Genomic DNA, 19057 nt, shown 5'->3' with positions numbered 1-19057 from the left:
AAACATGTCGAAAAGGAAATTTTATGGATATAGATGTCATACACAAAGCCTTGGCCAATCCTGTGCGCAGGCAGATTCTTGCCTGGCTGAAAACGCCGGAAGTCTATTTTGCCGAGCAAGAGCATCCACTCGATTTTGGCGTTTGCTGCGGCTTGATCGACAAGCGCAGCGGCTTGTCGCAATCGACTGTCTCTGCGCATCTCGCGACTTTGCAGGCAGCTGAACTGGTGGTGTCGCGGCGTGTGGGGCAGTGGGTATTTTTCAAGCGTAATGAAGCCACGATCCAGGCCTTTCTGGATGCTATCCATAGCGATTTGTAATCCCAGGCACTCTTTAAAATATTCTAGAAAAATCATATGCCTTTAGCCTTACTCATCCTGGCGCTGAGCGCTTTTGCCATCGGCACTACCGAATTTGTCATCATGGGCTTGCTGCCAGATGTTGCACGTAGCCTGTCGGTCTCGATACCCAGCGCCGGCTGGCTGATCAGTGGCTATGCGCTGGGTGTTGCCATCGGCGCCCCCATCATGGCCGTCGCGACGGCATCTTTCCCGCGCAAACGCGCCTTATTGTTATTGATGGGAATTTTCATCCTCGGCAACATCCTGTGTGCGCTTGCAACTGACTACGGCTTCCTGATGGTGGCACGCATCATCACTTCGCTATGCCACGGTGCTTTCTTCGGTATCGGTTCTGTCGTGGCGGCAAGTCTGGTACCTGAAAATCGCAAGGCATCGGCAGTGGCCTTGATGTTTACCGGCCTGACACTGGCGAATGTATTGGGCGTGCCACTCGGTACCGCGCTCGGACAATTCGCCGGTTGGCAAATGCCATTCTGGGCAGTTGCGGTGCTCGGGGTCTTGTCGCTGATTGGTTTGTGGCGCGTGATGCCGGTGCGGCAAGACGAAGAAAAAACCGATATCCGTGCCGAGATAGGACAGTTGCGTAATGCCGGTTTGTGGGCCGCGCTGGCAACGACCATGTTGTTCTCGGCTGCCGTATTTGCGCTGTTTACCTACGTTGCTCCCTTGCTGGAAGACGTCACGCAGGTATCGCCCCGCACCGTCACATGGAGCTTGTTCTTGATCGGTCTGGGCTTGACGGTCGGTAATTACATCGGCGGTCGCCTGGCAGATTGGCGTCTCGGTGCGGCCTTGACCGGCATCTTTCTGGTGTTGGCGATGGTCAGTGCGATCGTGCGCTGGACCAGTCCGCATCTGATCCCGCTTGAAATCAATTTATTCCTGTGGGCATTGGTGTCGTTTGCGGCGGTGCCTGGCTTGCAAGTCAACGTGATGATTTTTGGCAAGGCGGCACCGAATCTGGTGGCGACGCTGAACATCGGTGCGTTCAACGTCGGCAATGCACTCGGTGCATGGGTTGGCGGTTCAGTGATTGGTGCAGGGTTAGGCCTGCAGGCAGTTCCTTTGGCGGCGGCAGTGCTTGCACTGGGTGCCGTGGTGGCAATACGTATCTCGCTGCATTTTGTACAACGCGCAGCGGGCGTTACGAATGAGCCAGTTGTTGCAGTTGCATAAGCAGTTTTTTCCAAATTCTCAAGAAAGCATGACATGACTACACTTTTTACTCCTATCAAAATCGGCGACCTGGAATTACCTAATCGCGTCATCATGGCGCCCCTCACACGTTCGCGCGCAGTCGGTGCCGGTCGCGTGCCGAATGCGCTGATGGCTGAATATTATGTGCAGCGCGCTTCAGCCGGTCTGATCCTGAGCGAAGCCACTGCAGTGACACCCCAAGGCGTCGGCTATGCCGATACGCCGGGCATCTGGTCGGACGAACAGGTCGCGGGCTGGAAGTTGGTAACGGATGCAGTACACAAGGCCGGCGGTTTGATCTCGCTGCAACTGTGGCATGTCGGCCGCATTTCGCATCCCATGTTCTTGAATGGCGAATTGCCGGTCGCACCAAGCGCCATCCGGCCTAAGGGGCATGTCAGCATCGTGCGTCCGCAAGTTGAGTACGTTACACCGCGTGCGCTTGAGCTGGCAGAGATTCCCGGTATCGTTGCTGCCTATCGCAAAGGAGCAGAGAATGCCAAGCTCGCAGGTTTTGATAGCGTAGAGGTGCATGGCGCCAACGGCTATTTGCTTGATCAGTTCCTGCAAAGCAGCACCAATCTGCGTAACGATATCTATGGTGGTTCGATAGAAAATCGTGCGCGCTTGATGCTGGAAGTGACCGATGCGTGTATCGATGTGTGGGGCGCATCGCGCGTCGGCGTGCACCTGGCACCGCGCGGTGATTCGCACGACTTGAGCGATGCTGACCCGGTCGCGACCTTTGGTTATGTCGCAGCTGAATTGGGCAAACGCGGTATTGCTTTCATTTGCTCGCGTGAATCAATCGGTGATAATCGCATCGGTCCCTTGCTGAAAAAAGCATTCGGCGGCGTCTATATTGCGAATGAACAAATGACAAAGGAAACGGCCGAGCAGGTGATTGCCAGTGGCGAAGCGGATGCGGTTGCATTCGGCAAATGGTTTATCGCCAATCCCGATCTGCCACGCCGCCTGAAAGACAATGCACCGCTTAACCCTGCGCGTCCGGAAACCTTCTACAGTCCGACCGCTGAGGGTTACACCGATTATCCTGCCCTTGCTTGATCGATAAGCACTAACGACTGCACATGGTCGTTGATCATGTGCAGTCGTATCGACAGGATATGTTTGAAGTTGTTTACGTGCCGATATTAAAAATGCGCCGACTTTCCGGCGTAAGCAAGGCATGGTGCTGCGAATTCTTGCGCAGATAATGCACAATGAACCCGCAAATCGGCACGACGCTTTTCCCGATTTCGGATACATGTTCCAGCGCTTTTCCGGCCAGGTGCGAACCCAGTCCTCGACCCGCAAGCGTCGGCAAGACTTCTGTGTGCATGATCATGCACACTTCATCAAAAACGTAATAATCCACAAAGCCAATGACGTTGCTGTCGTCTATCCATTCATAACGCTGGATGATGGTGTCCTGTTGTGGTGTCGCGCGCTTCATGTCTTGACCAAAGTAACGGTTTTTCGATTGGGTAGAGATATATGCATCGTCATGAGATGATACCTCTACCCAACAGATCTAACTGGAGAGCGAATATGTCGAATTTTAATGCGGATTTAAATGTAAATTTAAATGCGACTCTCAGCAAGTTGACGCGCGATCCTGAGGATTGCAGCCGCGTGCTGGTTGCGGCACTGGAGTCGGGCGATATTGAAACCTCGGTCGCGCTGTATGAACCGAGCGCGGTCCTGTTCAAAAAGTCAGGCGAAGTAATGACAGGACTGGCGGCAATCCGCGAAAATAATGCCGGCGTCATTGCCTTGAAACCGAAGTTCACGATTGCCTTCATCAAGGCTACCTTGAGCGGCGATGGCACCTTGGCGACAAATCGCATGAAGGCGGAACTGGCGTTCACCAAGCCCGACGGGCAACTGGTGCAAACCAGTGTGGATACGCTGGAAGTATTGCGTAAGCAGGAAGATGGATCGTGGCGTTACATCATCGACGATCCGTACGGCAGCATGCGTGCAGGCATGAAGGAGCGCTGATTAGCGCTAGCGAACTCATCGTGCCTGCATCGTTGTAATTACGCTTTTTTGCGGTTTACAAATTTACCCAGTTCCTGCGCGCGCGTTTCTGTATGCAAGCGCATGCAGCTATAGTATTCGACATCTTTCAAGACGCTGCCAGTGTTGTAGACACTGACGGTTTTGCAATCCTGTTCGACAAATCCGCTCCACGCCTGTTGCGCAATATTCAATTGCTTTTTGACGGCAGCATATGGAATGCCGTCGATATCTTTTTTAGGCATCTGCGCTACCAAAGCTTTGTAAGTATTGTCGAGTTTGTCGTTGGCTTTTTGGTATTCGGCTTTTGCACATACGCTCATTTCCTGCGCGGAGCCTTTGCCTATGCAAGGATCGATTTGCTGTGCAAATGCGGAAAATGGAAGCAGGGAAAAAAAGAGCAAGGTAAGTTTTTTCATATTATTTTTTCGTGAAGAGTGAACAAGAGTAGTGTCAGAAGCGTGCTCAGTAGCCTGCTCAGTAGCGTGTTGTCGGCTCATGCAAGCTGACTTGCACAGATAGCTTGCTTGATATTATCAGTCACGTCAACAAAGCAGGCTGCAGTTTGCTCAGGGTTCTTTAGCACTTAAACCTTGAGGCGATAGCCGGTCTTGAAAATATACCAGACGGCAGTCAGGCACAGAGTCAAGAATACCAGTGTCATCGCTATGCTGACAGTCACGCTGACGTCGGACACGCCGTAAAAACTCCAGCGAAATCCGCTGATCAGATAGACGACAGGATTTACCAGCGCGATTTTTTGCCATACCGGCGGCAACATGCTGATCGAGTAGAAGCTGCCGCCAAGGAAGGCAAGCGGCGTCACGATCAGCATGGGAATGATCTGCAATTTTTCAAAGCCGGTTGCCCAGATGCCGATGATGAAGCCGAACAGGCTGAATGTCACCGCTGTCAAAATCAGGAAGGTCAGCATCCAGATTGGGTGTGCAATGTCGAATGCGACAAACAATCGCGCGGTGGCAAGAATCAATACGCCGAGGATGATGGATTTGGTCGCAGCTGCGCCTACGTAACCGATCACGATTTCTACGTATGAAATCGGTGCCGACAAAATTTCATAAATAGTTCCCGCATACTTGGGCATGAAGATGCCGAACGATGCGTTGGAAATACTCTCCGTCATCAATGCCATCATGATCAGGCCAGGTACGATGAACGCGCCGTAGCTGATGCCATTGACTTCGACCATGCGCGAACCGATGGCCGCGCCGAACACGACGAAATACAATGAGGTGGAGATAACCGGCGATGCAATGCTTTGCATCAGCGTGCGCCAGGTGCGTGCCAACTCGAATTGGTAGATGGCGCGGATTGCGTAAATGTTCATGGTTGTCTTCTTAATCTTTGCTGTGCACTAAGCTAACGAAAATTTCTTCCAGCGAACTTTGGCTGGATTGCAGATCCTTGAAATCGATCCCGTGTTCGCCGAGTTTCTTCAACAGCTCGCCGATGCCGGTCTGCTCGCTTTGCGCATCGAAGGTATAAATCAATTCGTTGCCGTCGGGCGTGAGTTCCAGTTGTGAACTTGCGAGTTCTGCCGGGATATCTGCAAGCGGGCGTTGCAGATGCAGGCGCAACTGCTTTTTGCCAAGCTTGGCCATCAGCACCGCTTTTTCCTCGACCAGAATGATTTCACCTTTGCGAATCACACCGATGCGATCCGCCATTTCTTCCGCTTCTTCAATGTAGTGCGTCGTGAGAATGATGGTCACGCCGCTTTCGCGCAAGCCGCGTACCATTTCCCACATGTCGCGGCGCAATTCAACATCGACGCCTGCGGTCGGCTCGTCGAGAAACAAGATTTGCGGTTCATGCGACAAGGCCTTGGCGATCATCACGCGTCGCTTCATCCCGCCAGACAAGGCAAAAATCTTGGAATCTCTTTTGTCCCACAGCGACAGCGAGCGCAAGACTTTTTCCACATGCGCATGATCGCGCGGCTTGCCGAAAATGCCACGACTGAAGTTGACGGTGGCCCAGACAGTTTCAAAAGCGTCAGTGGAAAGCTCCTGCGGCACCAGGCCGATCTTGGCCCGTGCCGCGCGATAGTCGGTAATGATGTCGTGGCCGTCAGCCAGCACAGTGCCTGCGCTGGGATTGACGATGCCGCAGATGATATTGATCAGCGTGGTTTTGCCGGCGCCGTTAGGGCCGAGCAGGGCGAAGATTTCGCCGCGACGGATGTCGAGATCGATTCCCTTCAGCGCCTGGAAGCCGGATGCATATTGTTTGGTCAGGTTCTTGACCGAAATGATGGATTGCAAATTAGCCCCGCATAAAATCCGATGGCATAGATTGTAGTGTGTATGGTGTTCTCGTGCTTTTGAACACATCATTCGGGGTAGCGTCTATTGATCGGCGCGCTGCGAGTGCCGGTCTCGCTGATCATTTGCTCATATGGATATATTGACGGTGCGAGGCGCCATGTACATGGCGCGTGTCATCAAATCGACACCGCAATCGAGTCCTTCTATCCAATCCAGAAAACGAGCAATCATTTCCTTGCCTTTGAACGGTGCGCCATGTTGCGGCACCAGCCATTCGGGATCGACTTCACGCACCATCGCCGCCCAATAACGACAGACCTTGTTCGACACCATATAGCGCGTATGAAAACCACGCATGAACGGCAGGTGTTGATCGAAATCGGTGACGGTGGACATACTCAGATGTGCCGGCATCATTGATGCGCCCATATCGCCGGAAAAGAGAATTTTACTGACCGGGTCATAGAACTGCAGATTGCCTTCTGCATGTAAAAAATGAGCCGGCAGAATCTGGAATGTGGTGCTGCCAAATGGTAGCAAAGTGCCTTCATCCGGCAATTCGATGATGCGGCCTTCGGTTTTACCTTGCGGGCAGAAATGCGGCACGAAGCGTGACCATATGCGCGAGATTAACAAGCTGGTCTCAGAGCCGTTCAACCAACGCGGCAGTGATGCAATGATGTCGGGATCGGCATGCGAGGCGAATACATATTTCAGTTTCTTCGGCGGGAAAAATCGGCTCATGGCCATGTACAACTCGTTGTAGGTCAACACACCACCGGGGTCGAGCAATATGCCGTTGCCATCTTGAACGATCAAAAACTGGTTCGATTGCACTGATTCGCCATCTTCTTCCACCAAATCGGAAAACATCAGGCAAATGTGATTGCCGTCGTTATACAGTTCAATTGCCATGCATGTTCCTGCGCGAATAGATTGTTTGAATGATTGCGTCGACGTTGTGACGAGTCTGTTGCAGTAAGCGGAGGCAAGGGCGGGCTCCTTTTTGCTACAGGCCTTGGCTGTTACTTGATTGCAGACGGTAGCCGAGTATGCGTGGTGTGATGAAGTGTCCTTTTGATATAAGTCAAAACGTGCGCAACGGCTTTCAATCGGTGCGCCATGAGTTTTGCCGTCTTCGCGTCAGGACGTTGTCAGCGATATCAAGTATCCTTCGGTGCTGAATGTCGCCGCGACTGTCCTCGCGCGCGATCCATCGCATGTTTGCCATCGTCTTTTGTACATGAATCAAAAAATAACACCGTCGACCGCACTGTTGCTCACGATTGCCCCATTGATGTGGGCGGGTAACGCGATCGTTGGCAGGTCGGTCAATGGATTGGTGCCGCCGATTACGCTGAATTTTTTCCGCTGGTCGATTGCCGCATTGATTTTGCTGCCGTTTGCGACCTGGATATTCCGTCGCAATAGCGAGATGTGGACACATTGGCGACGCTTTGCCTTGCTCGGCTTGCTTGGCGTAGGTCTCTATAACTCCTTGCAGTATCTGGCGTTGAAAACCTCATCGCCTATCAATGTCACCCTGGTCGCGGCCAGTATGCCGGTCTGGATGCTGATGATAGGTTCACTATTTTTCGGCGTACGCGTATCGCTCAAACAGGCTATCGGCGCCGCCATGTCAATTGCGGGCGTGTTGCTGGTGCTGAGCCGGGGCGAATTGCGCCAGTTGCTGGCCTTGCGTCTGGTGGCTGGCGATATCCTGATGATACTGGCGGCGATTGTCTGGTCTTTTTATAGCTGGTTGCTGACCTTGCCGAAAGACCCGGTCGAAATACGTGCTAACTGGATTGCTTTTTTGCTGGCGCAAGTCGCTTTTGGCGCGGTGTGGTCTGGCGCGTTTGCTGCGGGTGAATGGGTGATCGGCGCTCCGCAGATAGACTGGGGCTGGCCGCTGATCGCGGCGCTGCTATTCGTTGCGATCGGTCCTGCGATCATTGCCTTGCGTTGCTGGGGGCTGGGCGTGCAACGCGTTGGCCCGACTGTGGCAGGTTTTTTCAGTAATTTGACGCCGCTGTTTGCGGCGATCATGTCATCAGCCTTCCTGGGCGAAGTGCCGCATCTTTATCATGCGTTTGCTTTTGTGCTGATCGTTGGCGGGATCGTGGTGTCTTCACGCCGTTGAAGGCAATTGCAGATCCTGTTCGGCGATAGCTGGAGCAGGCAGTTGCCCGAACAGATCAGCGTTGCGATTAGATGCAGATGCGCGATGAGCCATATGACGTCTCAGGTCGCCACCAGATCGTAAGGCGTATGCATGCGCGCATTCTTCAATGCGACTGCCCACCACTGCAGTTGCGCCAGCATCATGCTCATCGATTTTTCCGGCCGTTCGGGCGCGTGTAGTCTGCCTTGCTCGTCGAATTGTTCCCACACATTGGCAAAGCTGACGGTGTTGCGCATAGACGCGATATGCAATTCGGCAAAGACCTGACGCAATTGTTCGACCGCACGCAAGCCTCCTGATGCTGCGCCATAAGATACGAATGCCACCGGCTTGGCCTGCCACTCGCCATAGACAGAATCAATCAGATGCTTGAGCGCTGCCGGCTAACCGTGATTGTATTCAGGCGTGACGATCACAAAGGCATCTGCAGTGCCTATGCGTTCTTTCAACAGATCCAGATCGCCGCTTTCATTGCGTGACATTCTGAGCGGTATTGCGAGTTCTGCGGGGTCGACGATATCCAGCGAAAATGCTTTGTGCGCAAGAATCTGCGCGCGGGCCCATTTCGCGACCGTATCGCAGTAACGTCCATCGCGCGCACTGCCATAGATCAAGACCACATTGATAGTGTCGGTCATCGTTGCTGCTCTCCATCGAAATGAAATACAAAATTGATATTGCTCTGTGCATGAACAGCACTGTTGCATCTGCTTGCAAGTAAGTGTAAAACCTCAACTTAAGTTAAGGTCAAGCAGGAGTTGATGATGCTGGATGACGAGCAAATGCACAAGGAACTGACGGTCGGCGAAGTGGCCGGTCGTAGCGGTTTGGCAGTGTCGGCGATTCATTTTTATGAGTCGAAAGGCTTGATCGCCAGTCGGCGCAATCCCGGAAATCAACGCCGTTACGGACGCGATGTGTTGCGGCGCGTGGCCATCATCAAGGTTGCGCAGCGCCTCGGCATTCCGTTAGCGGAAGTTGGTGTGGCGCTGGCGACTTTGCCGCAATCACGCACACCGACCGCGAAGGATTGGGCGCGTCTTTCGGCTAAGTGGAAACTGGAGCTGGACGCTCGCATTGAAAAGATGTTGCAGTTGCGCGATCAATTGAATGAATGCATAGGCTGTGGCTGCCTGTCGATAGAAAACTGCAAGCTGCGCAATCCAATGGACACGCTCGCCGAGCAGGGGGCCGGACCACGCTTGCTTGATCCGGAATAAAGGGTAATTCGTTTGTTTAATGTCGACTCAGTCGTGTCAGTTGTGCTTGCAGTATGTCTATACGTTCGAGCAGATCCAGCGCCAATGCGACGCCGGGGGTATTGATTTCCAATTCCTCCGCCAGCTGTTGTGCCAGTTTTGCGCGACGTAATGAAGTACCTGTAAATTGCCATTCCTGCGGCTGCTGTCCCACCGGCTCGAGCACGCCTTCCTGCACCAGTGACGTAATTGTTTCTTCCGATGCATGCGTTGCCTGGCACAGTTCAAGCAAAGTTAGACGGATGTCCTCTTCGACAACCTGACATTCGAGATAGTTGATCACTGTTTTACTCATGATGAACGTCCTTACAAAGCAGTGCGAGGATCGAAGGGAATGGCTTCCCGCAGCTTGCGATAGGCCTCCTTCGCTTGTTCAGTATCGGCTGGTGGCAAGACAATGGTCAGGAGGACATACAAGTCACCGGTTTCCTTGCCGGGTATACCTTTTCCCTTCAGGCGCAGCTTGCGTCCTGCCATCGAATTTGGAGGAATGGTCAGTTCAACGGAGCCTTCAGGTATCGGTACCGTCACGCTGGCACCGAGTGCGGCTTCCCATGGTGCGAGCGGCAGATCGACATAGACATCGCGACCGTCGACGCGATAGCGCGGATGCGGACGGAAAACGATTTCCAGATACAGGTCGCCGGCCTTGCCTTCACCGACACCAGGACCACCCTGGCCGGACAGACGCAAGGTTTGTCCGGCACGTATCCCTTTTGGAATAATGACACTGAGCGTACGATCCTTGGTGACTACATGACCGCTCTCATCAACGACCGGCATGCGCAACGAGATATTGCGTTCGGCGCCGTGATAAGCGTCTTCAAGATCGATCTGTACCTTCGCATGATGGTCTTCCCCTTGCGCGTGCATAGTGCGTCGCCGGCCCTGGCTGAAACCGGTTTGACGACCAAACATCTGTTCGAAATATTCACCAAAATCAGATGCATCGCCGAAACTTGCATGGCCGCCTCGACCACCAAATTCAAAACCTGCATCTGGATTCGGTGGCGGCTGAAAGTCCTGGCCATTTTGCCAGTTGGCACCCAGTTGATCGTAGGATGCGCGCGTCTCTGGATCCTTCAGTACCTTGTAGGCTTCGCCCATTTCCTTAAAGCGAGCTTCGGCATTCGGCTCTTTCGAAACATCAGGATGAAGCTTGCGCGCCAGTTTGCGGTAGGCACTCTTGATCTGATCTTGCGTGGCATCGCGTTTGACGCCCAGTATTTCGTAGTAATCCTTGAATTTCATGGAGGCAGCCTTGTGTGTCTGATTTCAAAAAATTCAATATCAGGATGAATATTCAGTCCTGCGTGTTGACGGACGCATTAACGTTAAATGATGGTGCCGAAAATCCGGCCTATGCCGGCAGTAATCGCCATCGCAAGTATTCCCCAAAAACCGACGCGTAGCGCCGAGCGCAACATTGGAGCGCCGCCAGCCATGGCTGCCAGCATGCCCAGACCGATCAGAAAAAACAGCGAAGTGCCTGCGAGCAGAGCCGTCAACAAGTGGGGTGGGGCGATCACTGCTGTGAGCAAAGGCAATGCCGCACCGGCCGAGAACGTGAGTGCCGAGGTCACGGCGGCTTGAATCGGGCGCGCAGCCGTAATGTCGTGTATGCCTAACTCGTCTCTAGCATGTGCGCTCAGTGCATCATGTGACATTAACTGCTGCGCCACCTGTGTTGCCAGCTCCGGTGTGAGGCCGCGCCCCACATAAATCGATGCCAACTCATTGTGTTCGGCAACCGGTTGGTCGCGTAGTTCCCCGCGTTCACGTTCCAGATCGGCATTTTCCGTATCTGACTGCGAACTGACGGATACGTATTCACCTGCGGCCATCGACATGGCGCCAGCGACCAGTGCGGCAACGCCTGCCACCAGCAATTCGCTGCGCCCGGCATTCGAAGCGGCGATGCCCAACATCAGGCAGGCGGTTGAAATGATGCCGTCGTTAGCGCCAAGTACGGCTGCGCGTAACCAGCCGATGCGATCATTGCGATGATTTTCTGAGTGATGGTGGCGATGCATGCGATGCCTTATTGAACGTTTGATTGTTATTGCACTTTATCATTTTGGCAGGGCAAGATGCATTGCACCAAGCATCTTGCCTGGCCAGCATCTCATCTTAGTTCTGATCATTTTTGATCCATGTCAATTTTTTCTCAGCCCTGTTTGCTACATTCGTCGTATCCAAATAGCAAGCGAAGGAACATGGTGTTGAATACTGCATTCCCGAAATTGAAGCTGAAAAATAAATTGCTGCTCCCTATCGTGCAAGGCGGCATGGGCGTGGGCATTTCTGCACATCGCCTGGCAGGCAATGTCGCAAAGCTGGGTGCAGTGGGCACAATTTCCAGTGTCGATTTGCGTCGCCATCATGCGGATCTGATGGAACAAACCGAGAAGTCGCGCGACAAGACCTTGATTGACGCCGTCAATCTGATTGCGCTCGATCGTGAAATCAAGGCCGCTAAAAAAATTGCTGGCGGTAACGGCATGATCGCAGTCAATGTCATGCGCGCAGTCGCCGAGTATTCGGCCTATGTTAAACAATCTTGTGAGAGTGGTGCCGACGCCATCGTGGTGGGTGCTGGCTTGCCCATGGATTTACCCGAGTTGACAGCTGACTATCCTGACGTCGCTTTGCTACCGATTTTGTCTGACGTACGCGGCATTGCGCTGATACTCAAAAAATGGATGCGGCGCAATCGCTTGCCGGACGCCATCGTGATCGAAAATCCGCAATATGCTGCCGGCCATTTAGGCGCAGCCGGTCTGGACAGCGTGAACGATCCGCACTTTGCATTTTCTGTTGTGCTGGAGGGGACGCTGAAGTTGTTTCAGGAGCTCGGCATCGCGTCTGAAAAAATCCCATTGATCGTCGCTGGCGGCATCCACAATCCGCAGCAGGTCAATGAATTATTCGGCATGGGGGCCAGCGCGGTGCAGCTAGGAACGGCATTTGCCGTGTCGGAAGAAGGCGATGCACATGTCAACTTCAAGCAGGTACTCACGCGCGCGCAACCGGAAGATATCGTGACCTTCATGAGTTGTGCAGGCTTGCCGGCGCGCGCGGTCAAAACGCAATGGTTGAGCAATTATCTCGACAAGGAAGTCAAGCTTCAGGGCAAGGCCGGACCCAAGGATTGCACGGTAGGTTTCGATTGCCTTCACCAATGCGGTTTACGGGATGGAATCGCGAAGGCCGGACAGTTCTGCATCGATACGCAACTCGGCTTTGCGCTGAAAGGTGATGTCGAGCGCGGCTTGTTCTTCAGGGGTTCGGAACCCCTCCCATTCGGCAATGCGATTCGTCCTGTGCGTGAACTGATCGACTATTTGCTCAATAGGGTCAATCCGACACTGGTTGCTGCAAGATAGGGCCGCGTAGCTGACGGTGCTCTCCAAGTAGTTAAAGTCTGTTTGTCCTACGTTCTTTCTCGTCAAGTCTGGCGTGACGACACGTGCTAACTGTTATATCCTCGACCACTATCAATCGCTGCCGTTGCCTCATGTTTGCACCCTAGACGTGCGGGCTTGTGTTGGCGATTAAAGCGTTGATTCGCTTGGAAATATGGTTTTCACGGGGACAGCGGTATGCGCAAAGGGCGTAAAGCATTATGGTGGGTCGTATCCGGTGTGGTGCTGACATGCGTGATCGGCATCATCACCTTGTCCGCACTCACTGATGGCAAGCATCTGAAAGAGCTGGCGCGTGACAAGGCGCGTCAGGAATGGTCGCGCGATCTGATGATAGGTGATCTGGCACTGCAGTTATTGCCGTATCCGCAACTGCATGCCAAGAATGTCATGCTCTCGAATCCAGACTGGGCGAGAGATAAATACCTGTTCGATGCTGAAGATATGCGGGTGGAATTCGCTTTCCTTCCTTTACTGACGGGGAAATTCGTCATTAGCGGGCTTTACTTTGACGGGCTGAAAGCGAATTTCAACGTCGCCAATGATGGCAGGCGCAGCTGGGAATTTCCAGGTGAGAAAGCGTTGTCATCATTTTCCATGGCGCTGACGACAGTGAGCGCAAAGAATAGCCGCGTTCGCTTTCGTCGCGGCAACGATGAGGCGAATACCTGGCAGATACAAAGCCTGGTTGCCGGTGGACGTCAAGATTTGCGCGATGTTGAATTTGATATGCAGCTGGAGCGCGATAACCATCTGCTTCAGCTTGACGGCAAGATAGAAGATATCTCTTCTTTGGGACAGGATGGCGCGGTCAGCAATGGCGTGGTCAACGCGAAGTCGGGGCAGGCATCGGCGATTATCAGCGGACGGATTCCACTGGATCTTGCCATGAACAACTTTGATCTGGTAGTTGCCATCGATGCACCTTCGACGCAGGAATTTTTTGGTTTTCTCGGGAAGAAACAGGGAACGCCTGCACCATTAAAGGCCAGTGTCACGCTGCATACAGTCAACAAGAAGACCGATTTCAAGGATCTCAAGCTGCAATTGGGGAAGATGAATTTGTCGGGCGAAGGCCAGCTCAATCTGCGTGGCAAAAGACCAGTGTTCAGTGCGCAGTTGCGTGCAGATCGTGTCGACATGATCCAGACCTTTCTGGATGCGGGACAACCACCGCTGCAGCCAAAAAAGGCAGATCAACTATTCCGTGACAACCCGCTAGCATGGCATCTGCTGGTGGCGCTGAACGGGTCGCAAGGAAAAATTGATGCCAGCATCGCGGCATTGAAACTGCGCTCCGGTATAGAGGTTACGGATGCCAGCGCGAAGATAAGCGTCAACGACGATCGCATGACGGTGAATAAATTCTCAGGGAAATTGCTGGGCGGTACGGCCGCCGGCGATGCATCTTTCGATGGCAGTCAAAAGGCCGTGCAGCTGAACCTGCAAATGCAGGATGTGACACTCGAGCAGTGGTTTCAGCAAACCGGCAAGAATATAAATATTTCCGGCGGCAAGATGAAGGTCGATGCAAAGATCGCCGCGCTGGGAAGCACGATGAATCAACTTGCTGCAACAATAACCGGTCCTGTTGATATTCAGGTTGGGCCGGCAAAAATTCTTTCTCCCAAGGCCGGGCAGGCTGAATTCTGGCTAACCGGTTTGTTCTCGGCCAAGGATTCGGATCGTGTCGACCTCTCCTGTGTCAGTGCACGCTTGCCGTTCCATTCCGGTTTGGCTGATGGCGAGAGCATTGTCGGTGCGCGCAGCGACGCCAGTCAGTTACTCACCAGTGGCAATATTGATTTGCGCGATCAGACGCTGGATTTGCATGGCCGGGTCCGAGCACGCTCGGGCGTCAATTTGGGTATCTCGACCTTTGCCAATAGCGTGAAAATTACCGGTCAGCTCGTCAAACCGGAAATGAGCCTGGATGAATCCGGTGCGGTCGGCGCCATCGCCAGAGTGGGTGCGGCCATTTTTACGAGCGGCCTGAGTATCATTGCAACTTCCCTGTGGGATGGTGCCAATCCCGAATCCGATCCCTGTCACCAGGTGTTTTCACAGAAGGCAAAAGCCGCCAACAGCAAAGCGAAACGTCAAGCCCGTGACTGAAATCACGCATTTGATGGAATAGAAGTGAAACAAAAGCTATGATGTCGGCAGTTTTTGTTGCGGAATAAGGATGGTCCATGGCTCTCATAGAAGATATTGTCAAGAAGCAAAAAGATGGCGCGCAGTTTGTGATTTCGGCGCAGATGTTGCGCCTGGATCCCGAAGAGTTCGAGACGCTCGTGAAAATGTGGATGGAAGATGAAAATCGCGGCTTTGAACTGGCCAAGGTGCCGCATCGCGCATGTGTAGACGGGGAGTTTTTTATCGACCGCATTACCGTCACCCGCGTGGTCTCTCCAGCATAATCAACAACTAACGCCGCAATCACGCCACCCTCACGTCACCCTTTTATCACCTCGCCCAACTAACTGTGTCCAATCGCCTGCCTGTACTTCCGCAATACCTGCTGCCTAAAAAGGCATTGACCATCTTTGCCGGCAAAGTCGCCGGAGCAAAGGCGGGGCGCTTGACGACGGGTCTGATTTGCTGGTTTATCGGCAAGTACAACGTCAACATGAGCGAAGCGGCGAACCCGGATATTCACAGCTACGCCAGTTTTAACGAGTTTTTTACGCGCGCACTGCGCAACGGTGCGCGGCCGATGGCGGACGCTGCCTATATTTGCCCGGTCGATGGTGCGATCAGTCAATTCGGTGCGATCGATACAGATCAGATTTTTCAGGCCAAAGGCCACAGCTACACGACCACCGAACTGGTGGGTGGCGATCGTGAATTGGGTGCGCGATTCGAGAACGGCAGCTTTGCCACTCTGTATTTAAGCCCGCGCGACTATCATCGTATCCATATGCCATGCGATGGCAGGCTGATGCGCATGATTTACGTGCCTGGGGATTTGTTCTCGGTCAATCCGACCACCGCACGTGGCGTCCCCAGGTTGTTTGCGCGCAATGAGCGCGTCGTTTGCGTATTCGAAGGTGAGGCCGGTCCGTTTGTATTGGTACTGGTCGGCGCAACGATTGTCGGCAGCATGGAAACGGTGTGGCATGGCGTCGTCAATGCGGCGCGTTTAGGTGTCGTGCGCGAATGGCACTATGACAAGCAATTCATCAGCTTGAAAAAGGGTGAGGAGATGGGCCGCTTTCTGCTCGGTTCCACCGTAGTCATGCTGTTTCCGGCCAAAACGCTGGCTTTCAATGCGGCGTGGTCTGCGGAGGGCGCAGTCCGTATGGGCGAAACCATGGGCAGTGCAAACACGCAATAACAGGCTGCAATTCCACAGCCCATCTGCTTCGTAGTTATCGCTTTGCGTCAATTTCCCTTGGGCGGGAAGGGATGGTCTTCATCCACCAAGCCATGTAGTTTTTCGTCTTCCTTGAGATCGGCGGGCTTGAGTGGCTGGGCTTGCTTGACCGAATGCTCGGGTTTTTTGTCCGCAGGTTTGGTTTTCTCGCGATCGGCACCGATTTCATTCGGCCTGTTTTTTCCTGCTTTGCTCATGTCATTCTCCTTGCTTGATCCAGTCTGCTTTTGGACCAGACTATCTGGAAATGATTCGAACAGAACGATGCGTATATCTTTACTCATCAACCCTATCATTTCACCGACATTTGAAATCGGCGAACGTGTCCCGCCTCTGCCTGCTATGCTTTCACTGTCCCGATAATCGGGCATCAAGCTGACTTTACTGCTGACTGAATACTATGAGCTTTCTACTGGAACTGATCGAGCAATACGGTTTGCTGTTTGTTTTTGGCAATGTATTGATAGAGCAATTGGGTGCACCGGTGCCCGCATATCCGACGCTGGTGATCACTGGAGCCTTGCTGGGGCGCGGCGAATATTCCGGACCCATGCTGCTGTTGGTCGCCGTTATCGCCGCCTTGATCGCAGATTTTGCCTGGTATCAGGCCGGTCGCCGTTACGGCGCCAGTGTGATGGCACGTTTGTGCCGCATTTCACTGTCACCGGATTCTTGCGTGCGGCAAACCGAATCGATTTACCTGCGTTACGGTCCGGCCTCATTACTGGTTGCCAAGTTCATCCCCGGCTTCGCATCGGTTGCAAGTGCGCTTGCAGGTGCGATCGGCACGCGTCCCGCAAAATTCATTTTTTTCGATGCGCTGGGCGCTGCCTTGTGGGCGGGTTCGGCAATTTTTCTAGGATCGCTGTTCAGCTCTGCCGTTGCTGATTTGCTGGATATTCTGGCCAGCCTCGGCAAGTGGGGAATTGTCCTGGTGGCGCTGGCATTGGCCGTCTACATCGCGAAGAAATGGTGGCAACGATATGTCTTCATCAAAGAGTTGCGTATGGCGCGTATTACGGTCGAAGAGCTGGATCAATTATTGAAAACTGAACATCCGCCCATGGTCATTGATGTTCGTTCAGAACTGTCGCAGCAAAGTGGCCGCATTCCCGGTGCACACGTCTTGACCGATGACGATATCAGTGCGCTGGTGGTGAATACAACGACGGATTCGGAGGTCATTATCTATTGCTCCTGTCCGAATGAAGCATCGGCGGCACGCTTGGCCAAGAAGCTGATGCAGCGAGGTTACACACGGGTACGGCCATTGACCGGCGGGATAGACGCGTGGGTTGCTGCGGGTCTTTCGGTCGATACCAATTAGAAAAATTTTATAGCCGATGCTGTCAGTCGCCGCTCATCCACGATGGAAGTACCAGCATGTTGATTTTGTTTTTGAAGGCGGCCATCCTGATCCCGGTAACCTTGTTGCCGATTCTGAATCCTTTCGGTAATGCACCGGTTTTTGCCAGCCTGCATGGCAATATCGGCCCCATTGCGCAAAAGCGCTTGGCGCGGCAAGTGGCCCTCAACTGCTTTCTCATGTTGGTCGGCGCGATGTTCATCGGTTCGCATGTGCTTAATTTCTTTGGGATATCGCTGCCCATCGTGCGCATAGGCGGCGGCATCCTGGTGATGGTGACCGGCTGGCGTCTGTTGAACGACAATTCGCATGATGCAATTCGGGCGCAGGTCGCGACCAAGCAGGTAGAAGTATGGTCGGATGAGGACTTCAAGGTTCGCAGCTTTTATCCGATCAGTTTTCCGCTGACGGTGGGGCCGGGTGCAATTGCCGCATCGATTACGCTGGGTGCCAATACCCCGACGCGCGTGCTCGACTGGGTGGTCTCCGTCGGCAGTGCGGCGCTCGGCGCGGCACTCACCTCTGTGGTGATTTATCTCTGCTACAACTATGCAAACAAGCTGCTGAACTTGCTTGGCCCGCTCGGCACGATGGTCTTGCTGCGTTTGTCTGCTTTCATCCTGTTGTGCATAGGCATAGAAATCTTCTGGCACGGTGTTCTCGGCTTGTTGAATGAAGCGGGAATATCCGTAGGCTGAAGCGATCCTCCTATGAGCAGGGAACAGGCGTGCGTTAGACCTGATTCCCCGAGTCCTGTGGGACTGGCATGCGGCAATGGCTTTATCTCGCATCGCCACCAGCCTTGCACAAGGCATCGCGCTTTTCGGAACTTGATTCAAGCATGCGGTTTGATATATCGATCAAAAGCTGAATATCAATCTTTGCCTGAACCATTCCCCCTCGTCTGAAAAGCGCGCATCGCCAGTGATTCTCAAGACAATACGTACTATTCCAGCGTGATAGCCGCCGCGATGCATGCTGTCCAGATGGCGATGATCGCGTACAGGCATTTGCGTATGCGTCGTCGTCTTTCAAGCAGATAGAGTGCAGTCGCACGTTTCATGGCTATTCCACCTCGCTGGTCATGTCTGCATTGGCTACCTCAAGTAGTTTGATTTTTTCCATCCGCTTGGATGGCAGGGCGACATCAACGATGTGCAGGGTTTTTCTGCCGATTAATGCCAGACCGATTGGAGACAATACCGATACATGTGCGAGTTGAGGATTGGCTTCATGTGGGCAAACTATCGTGACGCTGCGCCTGTCCTCAATATTTGCCGGCGAGTACGTCACGACTGAATACAGCGCAGCGCAATCCTTACGCTCGGTACCGGCTGCGAGTATCTTTGCAGTCGAAATCATGTCGAGCAGTTCTTCGCCGGCATTGAATTCAACTTCGCCCAGACGGAGTAATTGTTCGGCCAGCCGGCTCAGGATGGCAGCATCGTTTTGTTTCAGGATACGTTGATTTTTCATGACAATAGTTCTCCATGGCCGACCGTTGAAGGCAGGCCAGAAATGGCAATGCAATGTTGATGCGCGTGACTACGCATGCATCAACAAAAGGAAGGTTCAGA

General features: G+C 53.3%; 22 protein-coding genes and 1 pseudogene. 12 read left to right on the top strand and 11 right to left on the bottom strand.

The window, feature by feature from the left end; all coding sequences use genetic code 11:
- The first annotated feature begins 23 nt into the window (after window positions 1-23).
- The 3 genes from ACFQO0_RS16100 to ACFQO0_RS16090 are packed head-to-tail and all read left to right on the top strand — an operon-like array spanning window position 24 to window position 2627.
- Entirely contained in the window at window positions 24-320 is a 297-nt protein-coding gene (locus ACFQO0_RS16100; protein ID WP_382236663.1) for an ArsR/SmtB family transcription factor, read from the top strand.
- Window positions 321-356: 36 nt separating this feature from the next.
- Window positions 357-1538, top strand: coding sequence for an MFS transporter (locus ACFQO0_RS16095; protein ID WP_382236660.1), 1182 nt, complete (start codon window positions 357-359; stop codon window positions 1536-1538).
- A 33-nt stretch (window positions 1539-1571) separates the two neighbouring features.
- Window positions 1572-2627 carry an alkene reductase gene (locus ACFQO0_RS16090; protein WP_382236658.1) on the top strand — a complete coding sequence of 352 codons (1056 nt, stop codon included), beginning with the start codon at window positions 1572-1574 and terminating at the stop codon, window positions 2625-2627.
- A 73-nt stretch (window positions 2628-2700) separates the two neighbouring features.
- Here ACFQO0_RS16090 and ACFQO0_RS16085 read toward each other — a convergent pair whose 3' ends face one another.
- Entirely contained in the window at window positions 2701-3015 is a 315-nt protein-coding gene (locus tag ACFQO0_RS16085; protein ID WP_382236655.1) for a GNAT family N-acetyltransferase, read from the bottom strand.
- A 95-nt stretch (window positions 3016-3110) separates the two neighbouring features.
- Here ACFQO0_RS16085 and ACFQO0_RS16080 point away from each other — a divergent pair, with 95 nt between their 5' ends.
- A complete protein-coding gene (locus tag ACFQO0_RS16080) occupies window positions 3111-3563 on the top strand; it encodes a YybH family protein (RefSeq protein WP_382236652.1) in 453 nt (150 codons plus the stop codon).
- Between the two features lie 38 nt (window positions 3564-3601).
- Here ACFQO0_RS16080 and ACFQO0_RS16075 read toward each other — a convergent pair whose 3' ends face one another.
- From ACFQO0_RS16075 to ACFQO0_RS16060, 4 genes are all read right to left on the bottom strand, one after another.
- Window positions 3602-4000 (bottom strand): lysozyme inhibitor LprI family protein, encoded by a 399-nt coding sequence (locus ACFQO0_RS16075; RefSeq protein WP_382236649.1) that lies wholly within the window; start codon window positions 3998-4000, stop codon window positions 3602-3604.
- Window positions 4001-4167: 167 nt separating this feature from the next.
- Window positions 4168-4929 carry an ABC transporter permease gene (locus ACFQO0_RS16070; RefSeq protein WP_382236646.1) on the bottom strand — a complete coding sequence of 254 codons (762 nt, stop codon included), beginning with the start codon at window positions 4927-4929 and terminating at the stop codon, window positions 4168-4170.
- A gap of 10 nt (window positions 4930-4939) precedes the next feature.
- The gene (locus tag ACFQO0_RS16065) at window positions 4940-5866 is read right to left on the bottom strand and encodes an ABC transporter ATP-binding protein (protein ID WP_382236643.1); all 927 of its coding nucleotides are present in this window, start codon (window positions 5864-5866) and stop codon (window positions 4940-4942) included.
- 129 nt (window positions 5867-5995) lie between these two features.
- The gene (locus ACFQO0_RS16060) at window positions 5996-6784 is read right to left on the bottom strand and encodes an oxygen-binding di-iron domain-containing protein (protein WP_382236640.1); all 789 of its coding nucleotides are present in this window, start codon (window positions 6782-6784) and stop codon (window positions 5996-5998) included.
- A 328-nt stretch (window positions 6785-7112) separates the two neighbouring features.
- On the opposite strand from ACFQO0_RS16060, the gene ACFQO0_RS16055 reads away from it, so the two are divergent.
- Window positions 7113-8012, top strand: coding sequence for a DMT family transporter (locus ACFQO0_RS16055; RefSeq protein ID WP_382236638.1), 900 nt, complete (start codon window positions 7113-7115; stop codon window positions 8010-8012).
- A 101-nt stretch (window positions 8013-8113) separates the two neighbouring features.
- On the opposite strand, the pseudogene ACFQO0_RS16050 reads toward ACFQO0_RS16055, so the two are convergent.
- Window positions 8114-8692: pseudogene (locus tag ACFQO0_RS16050) on the bottom strand (NADPH-dependent FMN reductase).
- Window positions 8693-8815: 123 nt separating this feature from the next.
- On the opposite strand from ACFQO0_RS16050, the gene soxR reads away from it, so the two are divergent.
- The gene (gene soxR / locus ACFQO0_RS16045) at window positions 8816-9274 is read left to right on the top strand and encodes a redox-sensitive transcriptional activator SoxR (protein WP_382236637.1); all 459 of its coding nucleotides are present in this window, start codon (window positions 8816-8818) and stop codon (window positions 9272-9274) included.
- 16 nt (window positions 9275-9290) lie between these two features.
- Here soxR and ACFQO0_RS16040 read toward each other — a convergent pair whose 3' ends face one another.
- The 3 genes from ACFQO0_RS16040 to ACFQO0_RS16030 form a co-directional block, all read right to left on the bottom strand.
- Entirely contained in the window at window positions 9291-9608 is a 318-nt protein-coding gene (locus ACFQO0_RS16040) for a chaperone modulator CbpM (RefSeq protein ID WP_382236634.1), read from the bottom strand.
- An 11-nt stretch (window positions 9609-9619) separates the two neighbouring features.
- On the bottom strand, window positions 9620-10564 hold the full coding sequence (locus tag ACFQO0_RS16035) for a DnaJ C-terminal domain-containing protein (protein WP_382236631.1): 945 nt from the start codon (window positions 10562-10564) through the stop codon (window positions 9620-9622).
- Between the two features lie 83 nt (window positions 10565-10647).
- Window positions 10648-11346 (bottom strand): VIT1/CCC1 transporter family protein, encoded by a 699-nt coding sequence (locus ACFQO0_RS16030; RefSeq protein ID WP_382236628.1) that lies wholly within the window; start codon window positions 11344-11346, stop codon window positions 10648-10650.
- Window positions 11347-11529: 183 nt separating this feature from the next.
- On the opposite strand from ACFQO0_RS16030, the gene ACFQO0_RS16025 reads away from it, so the two are divergent.
- The 4 genes from ACFQO0_RS16025 to asd all read left to right on the top strand — a co-directional run bounded on the left by ACFQO0_RS16025 (window position 11530) and on the right by asd (window position 16075).
- Window positions 11530-12699, top strand: a complete 1170-nt coding sequence (locus ACFQO0_RS16025) for an NAD(P)H-dependent flavin oxidoreductase (protein ID WP_382236625.1) — start codon at window positions 11530-11532, stop codon at window positions 12697-12699.
- A gap of 216 nt (window positions 12700-12915) precedes the next feature.
- Window positions 12916-14853 (top strand): AsmA family protein, encoded by a 1938-nt coding sequence (locus tag ACFQO0_RS16020; protein WP_382236623.1) that lies wholly within the window; start codon window positions 12916-12918, stop codon window positions 14851-14853.
- A 77-nt stretch (window positions 14854-14930) separates the two neighbouring features.
- A complete protein-coding gene (locus ACFQO0_RS16015) occupies window positions 14931-15158 on the top strand; it encodes a hypothetical protein (protein WP_382236620.1) in 228 nt (75 codons plus the stop codon).
- A gap of 65 nt (window positions 15159-15223) precedes the next feature.
- Window positions 15224-16075: an archaetidylserine decarboxylase gene (asd, locus tag ACFQO0_RS16010; RefSeq protein ID WP_382236617.1), complete on the top strand. Its 852-nt coding sequence runs from the start codon at window positions 15224-15226 to the stop codon at window positions 16073-16075.
- Window positions 16076-16122: 47 nt separating this feature from the next.
- On the opposite strand, the gene ACFQO0_RS16005 is transcribed toward asd, so the two are convergent.
- Window positions 16123-16311, bottom strand: coding sequence for a hypothetical protein (locus tag ACFQO0_RS16005; protein WP_382236615.1), 189 nt, complete (start codon window positions 16309-16311; stop codon window positions 16123-16125).
- 203 nt (window positions 16312-16514) lie between these two features.
- Between ACFQO0_RS16005 and ACFQO0_RS16000 the strand changes: the two genes are divergently transcribed.
- On the top strand, window positions 16515-17441 hold the full coding sequence (locus tag ACFQO0_RS16000) for a DedA family protein/thiosulfate sulfurtransferase GlpE (RefSeq protein ID WP_382236612.1): 927 nt from the start codon (window positions 16515-16517) through the stop codon (window positions 17439-17441).
- Between the two features lie 56 nt (window positions 17442-17497).
- Window positions 17498-18178, top strand: a complete 681-nt coding sequence (locus tag ACFQO0_RS15995; protein WP_382236609.1) for a MarC family protein — start codon at window positions 17498-17500, stop codon at window positions 18176-18178.
- Between the two features lie 367 nt (window positions 18179-18545).
- Here ACFQO0_RS15995 and ACFQO0_RS15990 read toward each other — a convergent pair whose 3' ends face one another.
- On the bottom strand, window positions 18546-18956 hold the full coding sequence (locus tag ACFQO0_RS15990; RefSeq protein ID WP_382236606.1) for a GreA/GreB family elongation factor: 411 nt from the start codon (window positions 18954-18956) through the stop codon (window positions 18546-18548).
- Window positions 18957-19057 lie beyond the last annotated feature (101 nt).

The sequence above is a fragment of the Herminiimonas aquatilis genome, assembly GCF_042665175.1.
GTDB lineage: Bacteria > Pseudomonadota > Gammaproteobacteria > Burkholderiales > Burkholderiaceae_D > Oxalicibacterium > Oxalicibacterium aquatilis.
This window is presented reverse-complemented; position numbering and strand designations above follow the sequence as displayed.

What these genes read in the sequence shown, in the direction of transcription:
- ACFQO0_RS16075 (WP_382236649.1), bottom strand. Translation starts at nt 4,000, where the DNA reads ATGAAAAAACTTACCTTGCTCTTTTTTTCCCTGCTTCCATTTTCCGCA.
- ACFQO0_RS16030 (WP_382236628.1), bottom strand. Translation starts at nt 11,346, where the DNA reads ATGCATCGCCACCATCACTCAGAAAATCATCGCAATGATCGCATCGGC.
- ACFQO0_RS16060 (WP_382236640.1), bottom strand. Translation starts at nt 6,784, where the DNA reads ATGGCAATTGAACTGTATAACGACGGCAATCACATTTGCCTGATGTTT.
- ACFQO0_RS16070 (WP_382236646.1), bottom strand. Translation starts at nt 4,929, where the DNA reads ATGAACATTTACGCAATCCGCGCCATCTACCAATTCGAGTTGGCACGC.
- ACFQO0_RS16080 (WP_382236652.1), top strand. Translation starts at nt 3,111, where the DNA reads ATGTCGAATTTTAATGCGGATTTAAATGTAAATTTAAATGCGACTCTC.
- ACFQO0_RS16025 (WP_382236625.1), top strand. Translation starts at nt 11,530, where the DNA reads ATGGTGTTGAATACTGCATTCCCGAAATTGAAGCTGAAAAATAAATTG.
- ACFQO0_RS16100 (WP_382236663.1), top strand. Translation starts at nt 24, where the DNA reads ATGGATATAGATGTCATACACAAAGCCTTGGCCAATCCTGTGCGCAGG.
- ACFQO0_RS16005 (WP_382236615.1), bottom strand. Translation starts at nt 16,311, where the DNA reads ATGAGCAAAGCAGGAAAAAACAGGCCGAATGAAATCGGTGCCGATCGC.
- ACFQO0_RS15995 (WP_382236609.1), top strand. Translation starts at nt 17,498, where the DNA reads ATGTTGATTTTGTTTTTGAAGGCGGCCATCCTGATCCCGGTAACCTTG.
- ACFQO0_RS16040 (WP_382236634.1), bottom strand. Translation starts at nt 9,608, where the DNA reads ATGAGTAAAACAGTGATCAACTATCTCGAATGTCAGGTTGTCGAAGAG.
- ACFQO0_RS16015 (WP_382236620.1), top strand. Translation starts at nt 14,931, where the DNA reads ATGGCTCTCATAGAAGATATTGTCAAGAAGCAAAAAGATGGCGCGCAG.
- ACFQO0_RS16055 (WP_382236638.1), top strand. Translation starts at nt 7,113, where the DNA reads ATGAATCAAAAAATAACACCGTCGACCGCACTGTTGCTCACGATTGCC.
- soxR (WP_382236637.1), top strand. Translation starts at nt 8,816, where the DNA reads ATGATGCTGGATGACGAGCAAATGCACAAGGAACTGACGGTCGGCGAA.
- ACFQO0_RS16035 (WP_382236631.1), bottom strand. Translation starts at nt 10,564, where the DNA reads ATGAAATTCAAGGATTACTACGAAATACTGGGCGTCAAACGCGATGCC.
- ACFQO0_RS16095 (WP_382236660.1), top strand. Translation starts at nt 357, where the DNA reads ATGCCTTTAGCCTTACTCATCCTGGCGCTGAGCGCTTTTGCCATCGGC.
- ACFQO0_RS16085 (WP_382236655.1), bottom strand. Translation starts at nt 3,015, where the DNA reads ATGAAGCGCGCGACACCACAACAGGACACCATCATCCAGCGTTATGAA.
- ACFQO0_RS16090 (WP_382236658.1), top strand. Translation starts at nt 1,572, where the DNA reads ATGACTACACTTTTTACTCCTATCAAAATCGGCGACCTGGAATTACCT.
- ACFQO0_RS16020 (WP_382236623.1), top strand. Translation starts at nt 12,916, where the DNA reads ATGCGCAAAGGGCGTAAAGCATTATGGTGGGTCGTATCCGGTGTGGTG.
- ACFQO0_RS16000 (WP_382236612.1), top strand. Translation starts at nt 16,515, where the DNA reads ATGAGCTTTCTACTGGAACTGATCGAGCAATACGGTTTGCTGTTTGTT.
- ACFQO0_RS15990 (WP_382236606.1), bottom strand. Translation starts at nt 18,956, where the DNA reads ATGAAAAATCAACGTATCCTGAAACAAAACGATGCTGCCATCCTGAGC.